Here is a 17802-nt window from a genome sequence, read left to right as displayed (position 1 = left end):
CACTTCCAGCTTTAAAATGAAAATCGTCTTTCATTATACGCAGTATAATGTTGTAACTAAGCTATACATTGACACAAAGCAACTTAATAACATCAACAATTTTAGCTTTACCATTCAATGAAAACATATTTTATTTCCTTAACGCCTATATTTCAAAGCGTTAAGGCAACTATTAAAAATTAAGAAGTTATAGATATTCCGGCTTGCGACGTACATTGTTAGCCTGTTCAAATGCATAACCAAGTCGGAATAAGTCTGGCTCGTGATATGGTAAAACAATCAGTTCCATACCCACAGGTAAACCACTTTCACTGAATCCGGCAGGGAGACAAATTGAAGGCATCCAAGTCTGTGAAGCAATTAAAGTATTCGTTGGGAAAGTGAGTACTTGATGCTTGCCATCACGGACATCTTGCTTTGACGGAGGAAGCACTTGAACACAAGGGAATACTAACGCGTCCAAGTTGTTTTTCGCAACGATTCCGGCAACTAGACGTTGAAAATGGTCACGAGCAGCAAGCTTTCGGAAATAGTCAGGCTCATCTTCTGGATTTACTGGCCCTTCAAAGATATCAATCAAGAGGTCTAGTACGGGGTGGTACGTACCATTTTCTTTGATTTCTTCGAGGCTTTTGGTAGGCATGTCTTCACGTGAAGCCAAGAACTGATTAATATCATGCCGTGAATGCGAACCATACAAAGAGGTTTCGGTAATGTGTTCCATCATGTCTGGAATTTCGACATCAACCAATATTGCCCCAGCATTCTTTGCATTTTCAAGAGCTGAGTCAACAATCTGATTCACTTCTGCTGATTCAGTATTATCATTTGATCCATAAGCATTGCGTATAACACCCAGACGCGCGCCATTAAGACTGTTAGCATCCAGTGCATCAGCGTAGCTGCCTTTATGATTAGCGATACATGCTGCGGTCGTGTATTCATCTGCAGGATCATAGCCTACCATCGTATCCAAAAGTAGCGCCGCATCCGTTACAGTACGTGCCATTGGTCCGGCTGTGTCTTGAAACACAACAAGCGGTGATGTGCCATCGCGACTGATCAATCCTGGCGTCACACGGACACCAACAAGATTTGAAAAGCTGGATGGTAAACGTATAGATCCACCTGTATCTTCGCCTACTCCAACCAACCCTAAATTTGCCGCAATCGAAGCAGCTGTACCACTACTAGAACCACCTGGATCATGTGACAAAACATAGGGATTCTTGGTTTCACCTTGTTTTGAACAAAAGCCAAACCATGATGTTGCAAAATCTGGCAACGTTGTTTTGGCAAGGATAATGGCGCCGGCAGCCTTCATTTTCTTAACAACAGTTGCATCATTCTTTGGCTGATAGCCGTCTTGAGCAATGGAACCAAAAGTAGTCATCATATCTTTGGTTTCTATTTGATCTTTTACTAGCACCGGCACACCATGTAATGCACCAACAAATTCGCCTGTCTTAGCGAAATGTGCATCAAGGCGATCGGCTTCTTCAAGTGCGATTGGATTGATAGTAATGATAGAATTAAGAGTAGGTCCAGATTTATCAATTGCCTCTATCCGTTCAAGGTACGCTTCAACCAAACTGCGCACAGTGATCGACCCATTTTTGAGATGCGCTTGCATATCGGTGATGGTTAACTCTTCAATTTCAAAATCTTTCATAATTGTCTTCCTTGGAATTATGTTCACTTACATTGCTTAGGTTTAAACGCCCAGCTTAAATCATGATTAAGCTAAGGCGCGGCTACTTCAATACATGCATTATCGAGAGCTGATCGTACTGCTTTAATCAGCGAAATAGCCCCAGGAGTATCACTATGAATACATATAGAGTCGAATTTAACAGTCACTATCTTTCCACTGACTGACTCTACTTCGTTGTTTTGGCATGCACGTAACACTTTTTTTGCCACTAGCTCAGGATCAAGCTGCTTAACTTTTCGAACGAATACGATATTTCCTTCATCATCGTAATCACGATCTGCGTAGAACTCATGAACTCTTTGCAAACCAGCGTTTTTTGCTGCTTGATCAATGGCTGAGTTAGCTAGACAGTAAATAGATAAGTCAGGAGCGACAATTGCTAGAGCAGATGTTAGCTTTTCGGCAAACTCCTTATCGCGTGCGGCATGCATAAACAATGCACCATGCAATTTAAAGTGATGCATCTTAAGGCCTTCAAGCTTGGCAAGTTCGCGTAGAGCACCCAGCTGGTACAGAGCATCATTCACCAGTTCATCAGCAGAGGCCGAAATATGTCGACGTCCAAACCCCACTAAATCATGGAACCCTGGGTGCACGCCAACGCATACTCCATGACGAGATGCCAAACGTAAAGTTCCAATCATAGTGGAAGGGTCGCCAGCGTGAAAGCCTGCTGCGATATTGGCGGAGCTAATCAATGGCATAATATCGCGATCAACATCGTCACCAATCGACCAAGCGCCGAACCCTTCACCCATATCTGAATTCAAATCGATCTTCAATGTCATGAAAATTTTCCTTAGAAATGCGTTTTGGGTCGCGTTTTACTTAATAGCTAATAGACGATTAAGAATATTGGATATTAAGTTTATATAAGTCATAGAAACTAGCTAATTTCAGAGTGTGAGTATTTGGTCATAATATAATTTTCAATACCATATCCAAACCTTCACATCATTAAATTCAAATGGCGTAGTCCCTTTAGAGATTAAACTGAATTTAAATATTGTTCAGAATACTGAACAATATTTCAGTATGCGAGACTTGATTATAAGAACAGAGCTTTGTACTTTGCAACCCCTATTCTTACTTTAATTGTTATCCTGAAATTTTTTCTTTTCATTTATTGGTTGTCTATAGCACGCGGTATGTGCTGGCAGTTCAGATTACTAAAGAGCTCAACACACAATATTTTGCCAAGCCTATTGGTCAAGTATGTCAGTCACATCAGTTAAAACTTCAATGGAAAGCTCTACAAGGCACGCTAATTAATTGAGAACTTCTTTGCCAAGATTAAGCCGTATCATGCAATTTTTACTCACTATGATAAATCAGTCCTTCATTTCATGGGTGCTATCTATCTGGCTTATCGTATTTGTTGACTAAATTAATGACTCGTTGTAATTGATATTGGAAGAATACAGCGAAGAAGGTAAGTCAGACTACAAGCCTAATACCGTTAGATATTTCGAATACAGTATCTAACGGTATTACTTTCTGGTAAAAGAGATATAATGTATTAGGCGTTAAAACACTTATACTTATCAGTATTAAGCGTACTCACAATGTGGGTACGCTTTTTTGATACTTTGAATGAAAGATTAGTCCTCTACTGCTCATCACTTAAAAGTTTCATTTGTAGGTCCTTACTTTTCAAAGAACTGCTAATACTGTTTTTTTTGATACTATTTTGATACTCTAGATTTGTCGATAGATATGTCTGTTTGTTGACAGCTAAAGCTATCTTTCATTTCAAGCCCATGAAATTCAAGGAATAGCATTGATATTTATAGCTATTTGTTGATAAGTGTTGTGTATTGTTGTTGTAAAAATAAGGACTCATAATCCTTTGGTCGTAGGTTCAAGTCCTACTGGGCCCACCAAATTCAAACCCTTACAAGCATTGGCTTGTGAGGGTTTTTTATTGTCTGACGGTTTTGATTGGGTTATTTAATTCCTCTACTCATAATCTACCAGTATACTATTGATATCTTTCTAATTTTCTTGCATCTCTTCGAGCATAAGCCTCATCTGCTTGCTCAAATAAAAAAGCCCAACACTACTTCTATCGCAGTGTTGGGCTTTTTTTATATCACGGTTATGGATTAAAAAGAAGTACGGCGATAGTGACGGTATTCAGGTAACCAAAAGTTTGCCTCTATTCGGCGTTGTAAGTTCTCCGCGGTATCAGGTAGTGCCAGCTTATCTTCAACCGCTTGCACTGCTACTGCATAGGCTATTTTTTCACTAATCTCTCTGATAACTTTGATTGGCGGTAGTATAGCACCTGGTACTTTTTCGTACTCCATAGAGATATCTGCAAGGGCCTGGCTTGCCGCCATGAGCATATTATCACTAATACCTGTCGCCTGAGCCGCCAGAACGCCAAGGCCAATACCTGGGAATATATAGCTGTTATTACACTGAGACACCTCAAAGGTCTGGCCATTGAAGGTCGTAGGAGGAAAAGGACTACCTGTTGCAATAATGGCTTTGCCACGACTCCAGTTCATCACTTCTTGCGGTGTTGCCTCCACACGAGATGTTGGGTTTGACAACGGTAATACAATTGGATGTTCCGTATTGGCGCATAACGCTTCGATAACTTCTTGGGTAAACAGGCCTTTTTGGCCACTGACACCAAACAATACGGTGACTTCTGCTTGTTTAACCACTTGCGCTAAACCCAGTTTGTTACTTTTATCCCAGTGTGCGATAGTAGATTCTTTTTGTACCAATGGTACTTGGAATTTTTGCAGCTCGGTCATGCTATCAGTCAGTAGGCCATAACGATCAACCATAAATACTTGGCTACGCGCTTGCGCTTCAGTCAATCCTTCACGTTGCATTTGGCGAACAATATGTTCGGCGATACCACAACCTGCCGAGCCTGCTCCTAAAAATGCGATTTTTTGCTCGCTCAGTTTTTGACCTTTATTCAAGCAGGCAGCAATCAAGGTACCGACCGATACCGCAGCCGTCCCTTGAATATCATCATTGAAACAGCATAACTGGTCACGATACTTATTCAATAATGGGGTGGCATTTTCCTGTGCAAAATCTTCGAACTGTAATAATGCTTCTGGCCAACGGCGCTTAACGGCTTGAATGAATAAGTCCACAAATTCATTATACTCATCACCAGAAATACGTGGGTTTCTCCAGCCCATATACATAGGATCATCAAGGAGCTGTTGATTATTGGTGCCAACATCTAACAGTATTGGTAAGCAATATGCTGGACTAATACCACCGCACGCCGTATATAAAGACAATTTACCGATTGGAATACCCATACCGCCAATACCTTGGTCTCCAAGGCCCAATATACGTTCGCCGTCAGTGACAACGATTACTTTAACGTTTTGTTTGGTGGCATTTTGCAATATATCATCGATTTGATGACGCTCAGCATATGAAACAAATAGCCCCCGTTTACGGCGATAGATTTGTGAGAATTTTTCACATGCCTGACCAACTGTCGGGGTATAAATGAGCGGCATGATTTCTTCGATGTGCTGCTCAACCAAATGATAAAACAAGGTTTCATTGGTATCTTGAATATTACGCAAATAGATATGCTTGTCCATATCACTCGTGAATGAGCGCAGCTGATGATAAGCACGCAATGACTGCTCTTCAATCGTCTCAATATTATGCGGTAGTAGCCCAGTTAAATTAAAGCTATTGCGCTCTTCTGCTGAGAAGGCACTTCCTTTATTGAGTAAAGGGGTCTCTAAAAGAGCGGGGCCAGCAACGGGAATATATAAGGGACGCTTATTTGACATGATAAAATCTTCTTCTTAAGGGCATATGAATGAAAACTGTACTAGTGCTGCATTATACATAGCATCGGCTGATATTTAACAATATGTAACAAAATCATTTTAAATATGTATGGTTTTAGAGATGTTCATTATCATGCACCTCATCCTGATTTGTATCCAATCGCTGACAATATATAATTATCCTGATAAACAATTGCCCAATCGATATAGCGGATATATACTCTTATAAAAGCATATATTTGTAAGGGAGGCTAAATTGTTTATTAATCATAAAAGATGTCCCAAATGTGATACTAGCCTAAAACGTTCTGATTGGAACTGTAGCCATTGTGGTAACCAAAATTTGACGAATTGGATGCTCACTTTGCCTATGTGGGCCATTGGCATTTTTATCTTTATAATGGTTATCCTATTGATGATTAGCAATTTTTGTAGTGCTGAGATGTTCCGGTCATTTAGCAAGAGTTACGGTGTTATGTGCTGATTATAGACATAATAAAAGCCCAACTATTGATATAGATGGGCTTTTATTTATCAAGTAGCTAATATCTATCGAGTGACTAAAGATGACTAAATAAAATCCATGCACCGATGGCAATTAGCATCACACCACCAAATATTTCAGCTCTGTGACCGATTATGGAGCCCAATGCCTTTCCTAACATCACCCCTAGCGTGACCATTATCGTAGTCGCTAGACCAATCAGACCCGCCGCCAGTAAAATATTGACCTTGACAAATGCTAGGCTCACACCAACAGCCATGGCATCGATACTGGTACCAAATGCAGTCAAAGCGAGCTTAAAAAAAGAATGTCTCGACGGTGCTTCTGCCGTTTCATCACTTGGCTTCATTCCCTCATACAGCATGTGTAGACCGAGCGCAAAAAGTATGACAAACGCGACCCAGTGATCCCATGCCTCAATAAAAGACGCATCTATAAAGGTTGTAGCAGAGTGACCAATTAACCAACCAATAATAGGCGTGATCGCTTCAATGGTGCCAAAAATAACACCCATTCTCAAAGCTTCGGTAAAACGAGGATTTTTAAGAATTGCTCCTTTACTGATTGCCACAGAAAAGGCATCCGTAGACATAGAAAAAGCAAGTAGTAGAAGTGCGATAGGATTCATGTGATTTTCTCTGGTCGAGTATAGAGTCCACGACATAGCCACACCCCCGACCTGCAGTGTAGATATATCGATGGTCTCGCCAACCGAGAGGTGTTCGTACCATGGCATGTGGCCAAGTATGTTGATACGAACGCTTTCGCAGTACGAAAGCAGGCTACTCCCCAAAGAACGTTTAGATTAGCATTGATGCGCTATAAGTCAATCATAAAATACTAAACCCTTCATACTATAAAGATCTGGCATGAAGGGTTTTTGATACTTTTATTTTTTACATGCTGTTAGTTTTAGTAGTCGATAGTATAGCTCAACCCATAAGTCGTGCCTGAGGCAGGTAAGCGATTCAAATCACCAAATGTGGTCTGATGATAGACCGTTTGATAGTCTTTGTTGAGCAAGTTATAAACCCCATAATCTACTCGGCCAACTGGCATTTTTACCTGTCCTAATACATCTAGGGTCATATAACCGGTCACTGGCAATGCACTAGAGTCAGGGTCTTGTTGTTGGTCTTTAAAAGCTCTGTCATTACCGCCTATTGCCAGTGCTTGCAGACGAATATTGCTGCCTTCATCAAATTGGTATTGCGCAAATGCCGTGCCTTTTAGCGGAGTCAGACGCACGGCATCAAGCTCTAGCCAATCGCCATCCTTATCGTACTGACCACGGGTATAGGCAACACTACCGCCTACTTGCCATTTATCGCTAATATCATGGCTAAGCGACCCCTCTACCCCGTAGACGCGCTCATCGGTATCGACGACTTCTACAGTATAATCATCAGTGAAGCGCACGACTTTATCTGATTCATTATAAAAACCGCTTAAGCGAGCAGCCGTATCGCCATGCTTACCTTGCCAGCCAAACTCGTAGTTATTGATGGCAATAGGCTGTACGTTTTCTGAGTTGACCACAAATCCTGCCCGCACATCACGCAGCGCACGCTGGATATCTGCGGTGGTAAAGCCTTGTGAAAAGTTAGCAAATATTTGATCATTTGGGGTTAATTGATAGCTAGTACCGAGATTGAACAAGGTTTTGTCATGGTCTGTGCTGCCCTTTTTAACATCGCCTGCTTGATAGTCAATACCATAAGCGGCACTTGTCCCACTGATGCGAGGGTTATTGAAGTACTCGTCAAGCAGCTGCTCATAGATGGGCGTAAAAGCATCGGTTTCTGCTTTGAGCTTTTGATAACGAACGCCTGCACTGGTATGCCATTTATCCGTTAAGTCGACATCGGCATTGACAAAAGCGCCCCATTTATCGATGGTCGTATCTGGCCCACCATTATACGTTAGACCATTGGGCTGGGCGCTTAGACCATTACTTGCCATAAACTCATTTAAGTCTTGTCCATAGTAGGTCTGCTTGCTTTTTTCACGTTCAAAGTCAGCGCCGTAGCTAAAGAGCGTCTTTTTGCCTGCGATTTCGCTATCGGTCTGCATAGCAGCACGCAAACCTAAGACCTCGATATCAGCTTCTGATTGAGTGACAAAGGTTGCCGCGCCCAATAACTTGCCTAATGTGTCTTTATCAGTGAGACCGTTTGCTCGCCATACCTCAGATGCTTGGGTGTCCGCGGTTTTTCCAGAAGGGTAAAAGCGGCCTTTCTCGTCTCGGTAGTAGCCTGTAATGCTCAGATTTGAGCCGGCAATATCATCATTATTGTAGTTTAAGTTGACGGAGGTTTTGGTCGTCAGCGGCTCGTTTTTTATGTTGGCACCATCGATCGCTTTTAAAGATGGTTTTGCGCCAAATAACACTGCCAAACCATCACCATAATCTGGACCATAGTCGGTATCTTGCTCATCATTATAATAAGTCACGGCAAGATCAATACTTTGACTGTCGGTTAACGCCATACCCAAGCTACCATTCACACTCAAGGACTTGGTATCTTGTTGATCTGTTTGGTTGACATCAGGACTGATGCGATCGCCATGACTATCGAACTTGCCGCCTTTGGTATCATAATCGACATCTAAACGACCATACACTCGCTCGCCACCATAGCCTAGTGTCTGACCGACATGATAGCCGAATGACTCTGAGTCAAAGTCTCGGCTGCTACTGATGCCGACTCTAGTTTGTCTGATAGGGCCATAACCAACTAATGACTTGGTGACGAGGTTAATCAATCCGCCAGCCGCACCAGCACCATAGATGCTGGTCGCACCTGAGAGCACCTCTACCCGCTCAAGCTGTGCAGGATCAATACTATTTAGCTCGCGTGAGAGACTACGCGAACTGCTTAAGGGAACACCATTTAGCAAAAACTGCACAGGACGACCATGCATGGTGGTACCGTAATTACTGGTTGAGCCACTACTGGCACCTAGGCTTGGAATCAGCTGTGCCAAGATATCGCCCGTAGTACGGTCGCCTGTGGCCTGCATCTGAATCTCATTTTCGGTAATCACTTGAGTGACTGCGGGCATTTCACTAATTTTTTGCGCCAGCGCTGTCCCGGTTCTAGCATTGGCAGCGACTTTGATGGTATCCAAGGTCACACTAGGCACTTCCTTAGATGATGAGCTTGATGAGATTTCTGCGGTAGTTTGTATGTCTAATACGACATTCGCTGTATTGGTACTAGTTTGCGCATATAACTGCTGGCTGATACAAAGGGTAAGAAGAGATAGAGCAACGTGATGGTGGCTTTTCATAATTACTTCACTTAGGTTATTTCACTTAGTTGGATAGGTGGACAGTCGTTATATTTAGCGAATGATACTGTATGTACTAACTTTGTGAAAGACATCATAAATGATAATGATTATTATTTCTATAAAATAATTTATTATGTTTTTGTGCAACTGGTAAGCGTTGCCATCACCTTCCCACTACGAATCGGTTCTAGTTTTTTGTCGTAGTGGGTACCTTACGAATAAGCCATAAGAAATAGCTACCGCCAATGATGGCGGCGACTGTACCAGCGGGTAGCTCATAAGGGAAAATCACATAACGTCCGATCCAATCCGCTATCACCATCACCCCTGCTCCTAAAAGAGCTGCTAATGGCAATTGCCGTTCAAGCTTTACCGCACCTAGCGAAGTCGCCAAATGCGGCACCATCAGACCAATAAAACTCAAGGGTCCGACAGCAAGCGTACTGGCGGTACTAAGCGCGGCTACTAACACCAATAGCGCTAGCGTCACAGGCGTCACTGCCACGCCTAGATTACGAGCCACTCCTGTCCCTAAACCAAGGACACGCAACGGTTTGATAATCAATGAGCTAAGTACCAATAAAATAAGCGCAAGACCCATGAGATACCAGACAGTATTGGGCTGAGCGCTATAGGTCGTGCCTGATAACCAGCTGAGCATCGCCTCCAGACGTGGGTCGCCTGAGAGCTTGACCATGTGCATGACCCCATCCATCATGGCGGCAATACCAATACCGACCAATAATAGATAGCCTGAGCTGACCCTGCGCGCCAGCCAAATAACCAGCAGTAACACTGCCATCGCCCCTGACAGTCCTGAAACCAGCAACGTCCCTGCTCCCGCAGATAGCCCTAAACTTGGCAGTAATAAAAACCCTAAAATCACCCCAAGCGCCGCCCCTGAGCTGACACCCAAGACCTCGGGGCTAGCCATGGGGTTACGCGTTAAAGTTTGTAGTAGCACACCTGCAACAGCCAACATCAACCCTGTGGCCGCAGCACTTAAACTACGAGGTAAACGGTACTGCTGCGTCAGCGCCCAATCGGCACTAAGTCCCCAACCATTGATATCCTGTACAAAAAGGCAAGCCAGCATTATTGTGATGATAACACCAGCGCTCCATCGCCAAAACACAACGCTCTTGTTTTGACCGCTCATCATAGGCGTTACGGTTTCTATGCGCTCACGACGCTGGCGCAAAATCAGCCAAATAATCAGTGGCGCACCAAGGATACCCGTCATGGCACCAGCTGGGATTTGCATACCTAGTATCGGCTCAAGCAATAACGCAACATTGCTGGTTAACAGTAGCAGCAATGCACCTAGCCCAAACGCGGCTACCAAACGCTTGCCAATGGACGAGATACCCAGCGCATTGACCAAGCTTGCCGCACCAAGACCAATAAAACCTATCAGCCCAACTTCACTAATGACCAATGCCGTTACCATTGCCACAATGAGCACCACCAATGCGCGAATACCATTGATCGGTACGCCCAAACGCCTGGCCTGCGAGTCATCTAAACTCATCAGCGTCAGCGGTTTTAACAAAGGTAGGCTCACTATGGTCATTAAAATAGCTGTTACTACCAGTATTTGACTGGTGCCCCAACTACTTTGAGCCAAAAAACCAGCTGCCCATGACAACATGCCATTACTGCGCTCAGCGAAAAATAGCACTAATACGTTGGCGACCGCTGCTAGCAAAATATTCACGACTAAACCGGCTAATATCAAAATCAGCGGGTTAAATCGACTGGGCGCTGACAAGGCAAACACTAAACCCATACTTATAATGGCACCGACAAAAGCCACATAAATGCCACCATAAATGGCCAAACTTGGTAAAAATAACGTCACAATCAGCATAGCCAACTGTGCGCCTACCCCTACCCCCAACGTAGTGTCTGACGCCAATGGGTTTTTGACTAGCTGCTGTAGCAAAATACTGACCACACCCAACAATCCGCCTGCTAATAACGCCACTATACTGGTCGCAACCAAATGAAGCTGCGTTGCCATACTGGCAATATCCAGTTGCGAGCTTGGTAAAAATAGCTCACTGATCGGACGCGTCCATTCTTGATTTAATAATGTCCAACCACTCCATACTGATAAAACCGTTAGCCCTATGAGAGTAATCCACAATCGCCAAGATGTGCTGATCAATGAAGAGATATGAGGTCTGCTCGGTGGCGGCTTAGACGATGAAGTGATTGCTGAACAGGAGCGTGAAGCTGAGGTCATAGCATTAGTACTATTATTGGTATTAGTAGAGTTAGTATTAGTGGCAGTATCAGTGTGGATAGTCATAATGTGACACCACCTTTCAACGCAGCCGTCGATAGGTTATTTGCCAAACTGACCAGTGACGACATACCGCCATAAATCCATACTGGTGGCAGCTCTGCCATACAGCGATTATCACCGTAACCTAGACGCTGCCATATTAAACTGTCTTCAATTTCAGCTTTAGTGATTGGGCTAATAGGATCTATGATAAGTAGGCAGGTCTCATCATCTAACTGCGCCAAATCTTTCATACGTATTTTAAAAAACCCCCATGCATTTCCCTTACCTAAGACCATAAGCTCTTTACCCATCTGATCTAATGCTACTTTGAATAGACTGTTATCGACATACATGCGCATGTTATTGGCATCAACAAACTGTACCACCGCAAACTTTTTTACTTTTGGGTAGCTATTTTGGAAATGCTGGCTGGCAAGCTGTATCTCTTTTTGGCTCTGTACAATATAGTCTTCTGCCAATGTAGGGTTTTCAATAAGCGCACCAAGCGCTCGCGTCGGTTCGGTATAGTCGGCCCACGTTGCTGTCTCCCCTTTTGCTGCAAACATCACTGACTCGGCAGGCACATCACCGTATAGGCTGCGAGCATGCTCATAAAAATAGTTATCTATGACCATATCGACCGGTAGCTGGGCGACTAACTCGGCATTAGGCTGATAACGAATACCAATGTCTGTGGTTGACGCTGGGAGATTGGGGCGACCGACCCATCTGTCCCACACTCTGATATCACCAGTCGCAATCGGCGCATGTCCCATCGCGGTCAGCGTCGCAGCATTGCCCCAATCAGGGGAGACGATATTAATACGGTCATTATTAATACGGTCACTATTAATAATGACCGTGTGGCTGTTTGCTGTTTCAGTGATATTGTCAGGAGGTGATTCATCAAAGTGAGTAACATCTTTGTCGGATGCAGAGTGACTACAAGCGGTCAATGTCAACGAGGTGAGCATAACAAAGGCGAAGAGAGTCAGCACTTTGAACACGGCGGCTGGCGACGCGCGCCCTGATGTGGCTACCGAGTGCCTTGACGATTGATAGTGATAAAAAACAGCGAACACAACAGAAAACATAGAGGCATATCTTTTTAGGCAAATGAGGAAGAACAATCTCGTGTTAAGCGACTGCAACAGGCTGCCCTGTTATGGGATGACTGAGTAGCTGCATGTCAACGTTAAAAATATTGTGTAATACCTCAGATTGCATCGTGCTTTTGATAGTGCCGTTGTGACAAATACGGCCGTTTTTTAGCGCGATAATGCGATCCGCATACTGCGCGGCTAAATTAATATCGTGAATAATAATCACCACACTCAAGCCCTGCTCATCTACCAAACGGCGGATCAGCTGAATGACCTCAATCTGATAATGCATATCAAGCGCAGCGAGTGGTTCATCAAGCAATAAATACTTAGTGTCTTGCGCCAAGCACATCGCAAGCCAAGCACGGGCGCGCTCACCGCCTGATAATGTGGCCGTAATACGATCAGCAAACGCTTTGGTTTGGGTCACCTTTAGCGCTTGCTCAACTTTATCTCTATCCATTTGAGTTGGCTTTTGTAGCCACTTTTGATGCGGATAGCGTCCGAGCATCACCAGCTCACGAACGGTAAAACCAGCGGCGTCCGGCAGTTGCTGCGGTAGATAGGCCATTTGACGTGCCAGCTCTTTACTGCCGTAATCATTGATACGAGTATCATCTAGGGTGATACTACCGCCACTACTCGCCATCTCCCCTGCCAATGCCTTAATCAGAGTCGACTTGCCTGAACCATTATGTCCAACCAGCGCCACCAACTGCTTGGTATCAATCTCGCAGCTCACGTTATCTAGTAAAGTATTCCCTTGACGACTGATGGTCAGTTGGTTTGCACGTAGCATATAGGCACTCATTGTTGGTCAAAATTAAGAAAATTAAGAGGTGATAGCAATCGCTTTCTTAAAACGAAAACGACAATTAAAATGATTTTACTCGTAAATGATAATAAAAACAATTATCATTAACTAATTGACCGTTTAACTTTTAAACCCGTAATTTCTTATGAGTATCAATATGGCTAATATCCTCCTAACTTCTGAACGTAATCGTTATGGTCAAGACAGACCGTATACCCCCTTAAATGCCCCTGAACTAAAAGACATCATCAGTCATATCAATGAAGAACATGTAGATGAGCTGTTAGGGTTTTTACAGGCATTTACCCCTATATCCACTGCTGAATTAGATAATATAGAGGTACAATTGACGACGGTTTACGCTGAAGGGATGCAGTTACAAGTACAACCAAAAAATGTAGAGTCTCAATCTGTTAATGCTCAAAACCACACTGTGCAGAATCAAACCTTTTTTATTGCCTTTCCCGCAGCCCTTACCCATCCTGATGAGCTACAAGTTCAATATATTGCGCTCAAACAAAGGGCAGATAAAAAGCTGGGTAAAAAAACCATCAAATTAATCAAACAAACCTTTACGGTGGAAAACCGCTATAAAGTCAGCGAGAACATGCTCCGTCTTGAACTAAGCATGCTCGAATTAAGTAATAGTGACTCATTAAACAAACAGCCCTCCTCAGTGCCAATCAATGACGCAGGCTATGCTTACTTGTTTGACTTGGCGCACAATAGCGCCGCTAATAATAGCGTAACCACTGGTATAGAGGACAACGCACGCTCTGCACGCGCTCATCGTTATTACACCTTAAGAAAAGCATGGCAAACGCCTACTGGCGTACAAGCGTGGGTCGATGTGTTTCTTCATGGAGATACGCTGGGCGGCAGTTGGGCTCAGTCGCTACAGGTAGGTGAAACCATAGTGACCAAAAGAGAGTTCCCTGAAAAAGTGGATCATTTGCGTGACGGTCAAGCGTTATTAATCGCTGATGAGACGTCTATGCCGACTGTCGCGAGATTGCTCGAGCTTTGGGAAAATCCGACACCGCCGTTAGTTGTTTGTGTCACACACACCGCGGCGGATCAACGTTATTTTGATAACGTAAAAATGCGTAGCGGTATTGATAGCAGCACGAATAATAGTATTGACAGCAATAGTGAGCGCACTACCAAGAATACCGCTAAAGACAACTTCACCGTACTTCCCATCGTCACCGATCAGCAATGCTCAGGACAGCATTTAGCGTCCATAATCGATAGTGCGGTAGGCAATTATTTGACAGATCAGTCTTTAAAAATTGATCAGGTCTGGGGTGCGTTAGAGGCAAGCACCGTCAAGGCACTGCGCCCCATGCTCAGAGAGCGACTTGATCTTAGCCGTGCAGAGGTTGTGATAAAGGTATATTGGCGTCAGGATTAAACCCATAAAATGTGGCTTGTTGACCATAATAATCGAGCTGAAGATGACAGTTTTTCAGTATTCTAATGCACATCATTCAATACTGAACTGTTCACTACTAGGGTTTGTAGCTGCAAAGCATTGTACGTTATAGTCTTTATTCAAGACTTGATTAAAGCAAATCTCAACATTGTGCAAGCACGCACGGTTATTAACCCCACTCAAGGATGATTATGAAAGCCCTCAGAACCTCGGATGATTGTTTTACCAATCTACCCGATTATGACTTTGCCCCAAACTATCTGATGATCGATGACACCGAAGGCGGTGAGCTGCGCGTCCATTATCTCGATGAAGGCCCAAAAGACGCTGACCCTGTATTGCTACTACATGGAGAGCCTTCTTGGAGTTATTTGTACCGCAAAATGATTCCGATACTGACGAACGCAGGACACCGTGTCATCGTGCCAGACCTTATCGGCTTTGGTCGCTCAGATAAGCCTGCCTCTCGCACCGATTACACTTATCAAAGGCATGTCGATTGGATGCAATCGGTACTTGATCAGCTAGATTTGAATAATATCACGCTATTCTGTCAAGATTGGGGTGGTTTAATCGGCCTACGATTGGTGGCAGAAAACCCAGATAGTTTCGCTCGAGTGGCCGCTGGCAATACCATGCTCCCGACTGGCGATCATGATTCTGGCGAAGGGTTTCGTAAATGGCAGCAATTCTCGCAAGAGACGCCGCAGTTCAATGCAGGCGCGACGATCAAAAGTGGTACCACAACGACGCTATCACAAGGGGTGATGGATGCGTACGATGCCCCCTTCCCTGATGAGTCGTACAAAGAAGGCGCTCGGCAGTTTCCGTTACTAGTACCCACCACACCAGATGACCCTGCGTCAGAAAAAAATCGTGCCGCTTGGGGAGTACTGAGCAAATGGACAAAACCTTTTATCACACTGTTTAGTGACTCTGACCCAGTGACGGGTGGCGGCGACCGTATTCTGCAAAAACTCATCCCCGGCACCAATGGTCAGCAGCATACGACCATTGTTAACGGTGGGCATTTTCTTCAAGAAGATCAAGGCGAAAAGCTGGCTGAGCTGTTGCTTAAATTCATTCGTGATAATCCTAGGGCGTGTCCCTAATTCAAACGTTTATCACTAAATGGGCTAAAAATGGCTAAATCTTTGACGCCGTTTGCCTGTGATTTATCTCATTTTTATCACCATTTTTAAAATAGGGACACGCCCTAGTGACTCTAAAGACTCGCAGTAAATGGCATATATAAAATAGCTCATAAAAAAACACCCTGACTGTTTAAGTAGACAGTCAGGGTGTTTTTGCTAAAAAGTATCAGTCTTTATACGATGTTTTTAAAAATATCATCGATGTACTTTTCTACTGCAACGTCATCACTGGTAATCTGAGCATACGTCCTAAGACCTATGATCTGAATTTGAAGATAGCGCGCCAATTCAGTCGGGTTTTTCTCTGCGTTGATTTCGCCACTATCAATAGCTTGTGCGAATAGCGTAGCGAATGAGGCTTCTATCCCTTCCAAAATCCCTGTGGCATGTGCCAACAGCGCTGGACTATCATTCTGAGTCAATTCAGCGATCGTTTTTACAATCATGCACATACCACTTGGTGCCGTCGCTTTATTACATACGATAACGGTATGGATAAAATGTTTTAATCCATCAAGCACGGTGTCTTTTTGCTCAATACAGTCAGCCAAACGCTTGGCACCATCTGCCGCATAACGGTTTAAGGATTCTATAAATAACTTATCTTTACTACCAAAAGCCGCATAAAGACTACCAGGATGCATATTGATGACGTCTTGCAGATTGCGCATCGAGGTTGCGTGATAGCCTTTTTCCCAATAGAGATTTTTTGCTTTTTCGATCACATCCTCGCGATTGAACTTTATTGGAGCACTCATAATTTTTACCTTAATAGCTTTGCCTCAAAATCTATTTTAAGGCAAAGTTTATAGAATCAACCTTAGTTGCTGTTTTTAATCACTTTTTATTATAAAGCTTTTTGTGCATCTTTGCTTTGATTAACTGTTCTTATCAAAATTCTGTGGGTAAAGCGCGCGTGCAGCAACCTCATCCAACTCAGTTTTAAAGTCGATGTTTTTAGGAATTTCACGCGCTTTTTGCACCGCAGGACGGGCATCAATAGTTGCAAACCAACGCTTTAGATTAGGATAATTATCTAAACCTGCGTCGCCCAGTACCACCGTTGCCTTGTCTATCCAGCCCCACGCGGAGATATCAGCGATTGAATACTCGTCTCCAACTAAATACTCACGGCCTTCCAAATGGGTGTCGAGCACTTCGTAATGCCGCTCAGCTTCACGAAGATAGCGGTTCATCGCATAGGGGATCTTTTCTGGCGCCTTGTGCCTAAAATGCACAGATTGACCAGAATAAGGGCCCAGACCAGTTGCTAAAAACATCAACCACGAGAGCATCTCACTACGATCCTCTGGCTGTCCTGCCAGCAATCCTGTTTTTTCAGACAAGTACATTAAGATAGCAGTAGAGTCGAACACGCGCTTGCCATCATCTTCCAGTGCCGGCGTTTTACCATTGGGATTGATAGCGCGGTATTCAGGCGTGTGCTGCTCCCCTTTTAGCGTATCGACAGCAACGAGCTCATAGGGCAAACCAGTCTCTTCAAGAAACAGTGCCACTTTCATTGGGTTTGGCGTTTGGTGAAAATAAAACGTAAGCATAATCTTGTCCTATTACAACATAGTAGATGATCTGAAAATCTGATGACTATAAAAGGTATGAGAGATAACAAAAAATAGGCATCGTGATCTGAAAAGTTTGTTTATGGTCTGACAAATACTATAACTATAAATGAACGGTC

12 protein-coding genes and 1 riboswitch are annotated in these 17802 nt (G+C 43.7%); of the genes, 2 read left to right on the top strand and 10 right to left on the bottom strand.

Features of this window, described 5'->3' with window-relative positions:
* Positions 1 to 187 precede the first annotated feature (187 nt).
* The 8 genes from QO189_RS09325 to QO189_RS09290 form a co-directional block, all read right to left on the bottom strand.
* A complete protein-coding gene (locus QO189_RS09325) occupies positions 188 to 1672 on the bottom strand; it encodes an amidase (protein WP_371532533.1) in 1485 nt (494 codons plus the stop codon).
* Between the two features lie 71 nt (positions 1673 to 1743).
* Positions 1744 to 2502, bottom strand: a complete 759-nt coding sequence (locus tag QO189_RS09320; RefSeq protein ID WP_371532532.1) for a 5-oxoprolinase subunit PxpA — start codon at positions 2500 to 2502, stop codon at positions 1744 to 1746.
* A 1317-nt stretch (positions 2503 to 3819) separates the two neighbouring features.
* The gene (locus QO189_RS09315) at positions 3820 to 5502 is read right to left on the bottom strand and encodes an NAD-dependent malic enzyme (protein WP_371532531.1); all 1683 of its coding nucleotides are present in this window, start codon (positions 5500 to 5502) and stop codon (positions 3820 to 3822) included.
* Between the two features lie 560 nt (positions 5503 to 6062).
* On the bottom strand, positions 6063 to 6671 hold the full coding sequence (locus QO189_RS09310; protein WP_371532530.1) for a manganese efflux pump MntP family protein: 609 nt from the start codon (positions 6669 to 6671) through the stop codon (positions 6063 to 6065).
* A riboswitch (yybP-ykoY riboswitch) is annotated at positions 6643 to 6810 on the bottom strand. (Overlaps the previous gene by 29 nt.)
* A gap of 109 nt (positions 6811 to 6919) precedes the next feature.
* Positions 6920 to 9301 carry a TonB-dependent receptor gene (locus QO189_RS09305; RefSeq protein ID WP_371532529.1) on the bottom strand — a complete coding sequence of 794 codons (2382 nt, stop codon included), beginning with the start codon at positions 9299 to 9301 and terminating at the stop codon, positions 6920 to 6922.
* A 190-nt stretch (positions 9302 to 9491) separates the two neighbouring features.
* Positions 9492 to 11618: a Fe(3+)-hydroxamate ABC transporter permease FhuB gene (gene fhuB, locus QO189_RS09300; RefSeq protein ID WP_371532528.1), complete on the bottom strand. Its 2127-nt coding sequence runs from the start codon at positions 11616 to 11618 to the stop codon at positions 9492 to 9494.
* The gene (locus tag QO189_RS09295) at positions 11615 to 12691 is read right to left on the bottom strand and encodes an ABC transporter substrate-binding protein (protein WP_371532527.1); all 1077 of its coding nucleotides are present in this window, start codon (positions 12689 to 12691) and stop codon (positions 11615 to 11617) included. Before QO189_RS09295 ends, fhuB begins: the two co-directional genes overlap by 4 nt.
* A gap of 43 nt (positions 12692 to 12734) precedes the next feature.
* The gene (locus QO189_RS09290; protein WP_371532526.1) at positions 12735 to 13499 is read right to left on the bottom strand and encodes an ABC transporter ATP-binding protein; all 765 of its coding nucleotides are present in this window, start codon (positions 13497 to 13499) and stop codon (positions 12735 to 12737) included.
* Between the two features lie 172 nt (positions 13500 to 13671).
* Between QO189_RS09290 and QO189_RS09285 the strand changes: the two genes are divergently transcribed.
* Entirely contained in the window at positions 13672 to 14928 is a 1257-nt protein-coding gene (locus QO189_RS09285; RefSeq protein ID WP_371532525.1) for an SIP domain-containing protein, read from the top strand.
* 212 nt (positions 14929 to 15140) lie between these two features.
* Positions 15141 to 16061: a haloalkane dehalogenase gene (locus tag QO189_RS09280; RefSeq protein ID WP_371532524.1), complete on the top strand. Its 921-nt coding sequence runs from the start codon at positions 15141 to 15143 to the stop codon at positions 16059 to 16061.
* Positions 16062 to 16276: 215 nt separating this feature from the next.
* Here the strand turns inward: QO189_RS09280 and QO189_RS09275 are convergent, their stop codons facing one another.
* The gene (locus tag QO189_RS09275) at positions 16277 to 16861 is read right to left on the bottom strand and encodes a TetR/AcrR family transcriptional regulator (protein WP_371532523.1); all 585 of its coding nucleotides are present in this window, start codon (positions 16859 to 16861) and stop codon (positions 16277 to 16279) included.
* A 120-nt stretch (positions 16862 to 16981) separates the two neighbouring features.
* Positions 16982 to 17662: a glutathione S-transferase family protein gene (locus tag QO189_RS09270; RefSeq protein ID WP_371532522.1), complete on the bottom strand. Its 681-nt coding sequence runs from the start codon at positions 17660 to 17662 to the stop codon at positions 16982 to 16984.
* Positions 17663 to 17802 lie beyond the last annotated feature (140 nt).

The sequence above is a fragment of the Psychrobacter sp. Arc29 genome (assembly GCF_041431175.1).
Lineage (GTDB): Bacteria > Pseudomonadota > Gammaproteobacteria > Pseudomonadales > Moraxellaceae > Psychrobacter.
Note: the sequence above shows the minus strand (reverse complement) of the source record. Positions and strands in the feature narration are given on the sequence as shown.

Excerpts from the sequence above, each read along its gene's own strand:
- fhuB (WP_371532528.1), bottom strand. The coding sequence starts at position 11,618 with ATGACTATCCACACTGATACTGCCACTAATACTAACTCTACTAATACC.
- QO189_RS09305 (WP_371532529.1), bottom strand. The coding sequence starts at position 9,301 with ATGAAAAGCCACCATCACGTTGCTCTATCTCTTCTTACCCTTTGTATC.
- QO189_RS09315 (WP_371532531.1), bottom strand. The coding sequence starts at position 5,502 with ATGTCAAATAAGCGTCCCTTATATATTCCCGTTGCTGGCCCCGCTCTT.
- QO189_RS09295 (WP_371532527.1), bottom strand. The coding sequence starts at position 12,691 with ATGTTTTCTGTTGTGTTCGCTGTTTTTTATCACTATCAATCGTCAAGG.
- QO189_RS09325 (WP_371532533.1), bottom strand. The coding sequence starts at position 1,672 with ATGAAAGATTTTGAAATTGAAGAGTTAACCATCACCGATATGCAAGCG.
- QO189_RS09275 (WP_371532523.1), bottom strand. The coding sequence starts at position 16,861 with ATGAGTGCTCCAATAAAGTTCAATCGCGAGGATGTGATCGAAAAAGCA.
- QO189_RS09290 (WP_371532526.1), bottom strand. The coding sequence starts at position 13,499 with ATGCTACGTGCAAACCAACTGACCATCAGTCGTCAAGGGAATACTTTA.
- QO189_RS09310 (WP_371532530.1), bottom strand. The coding sequence starts at position 6,671 with ATGTCGTGGACTCTATACTCGACCAGAGAAAATCACATGAATCCTATC.
- QO189_RS09270 (WP_371532522.1), bottom strand. The coding sequence starts at position 17,662 with ATGCTTACGTTTTATTTTCACCAAACGCCAAACCCAATGAAAGTGGCA.
- QO189_RS09320 (WP_371532532.1), bottom strand. The coding sequence starts at position 2,502 with ATGACATTGAAGATCGATTTGAATTCAGATATGGGTGAAGGGTTCGGC.
- QO189_RS09285 (WP_371532525.1), top strand. The coding sequence starts at position 13,672 with ATGGCTAATATCCTCCTAACTTCTGAACGTAATCGTTATGGTCAAGAC.
- QO189_RS09280 (WP_371532524.1), top strand. The coding sequence starts at position 15,141 with ATGAAAGCCCTCAGAACCTCGGATGATTGTTTTACCAATCTACCCGAT.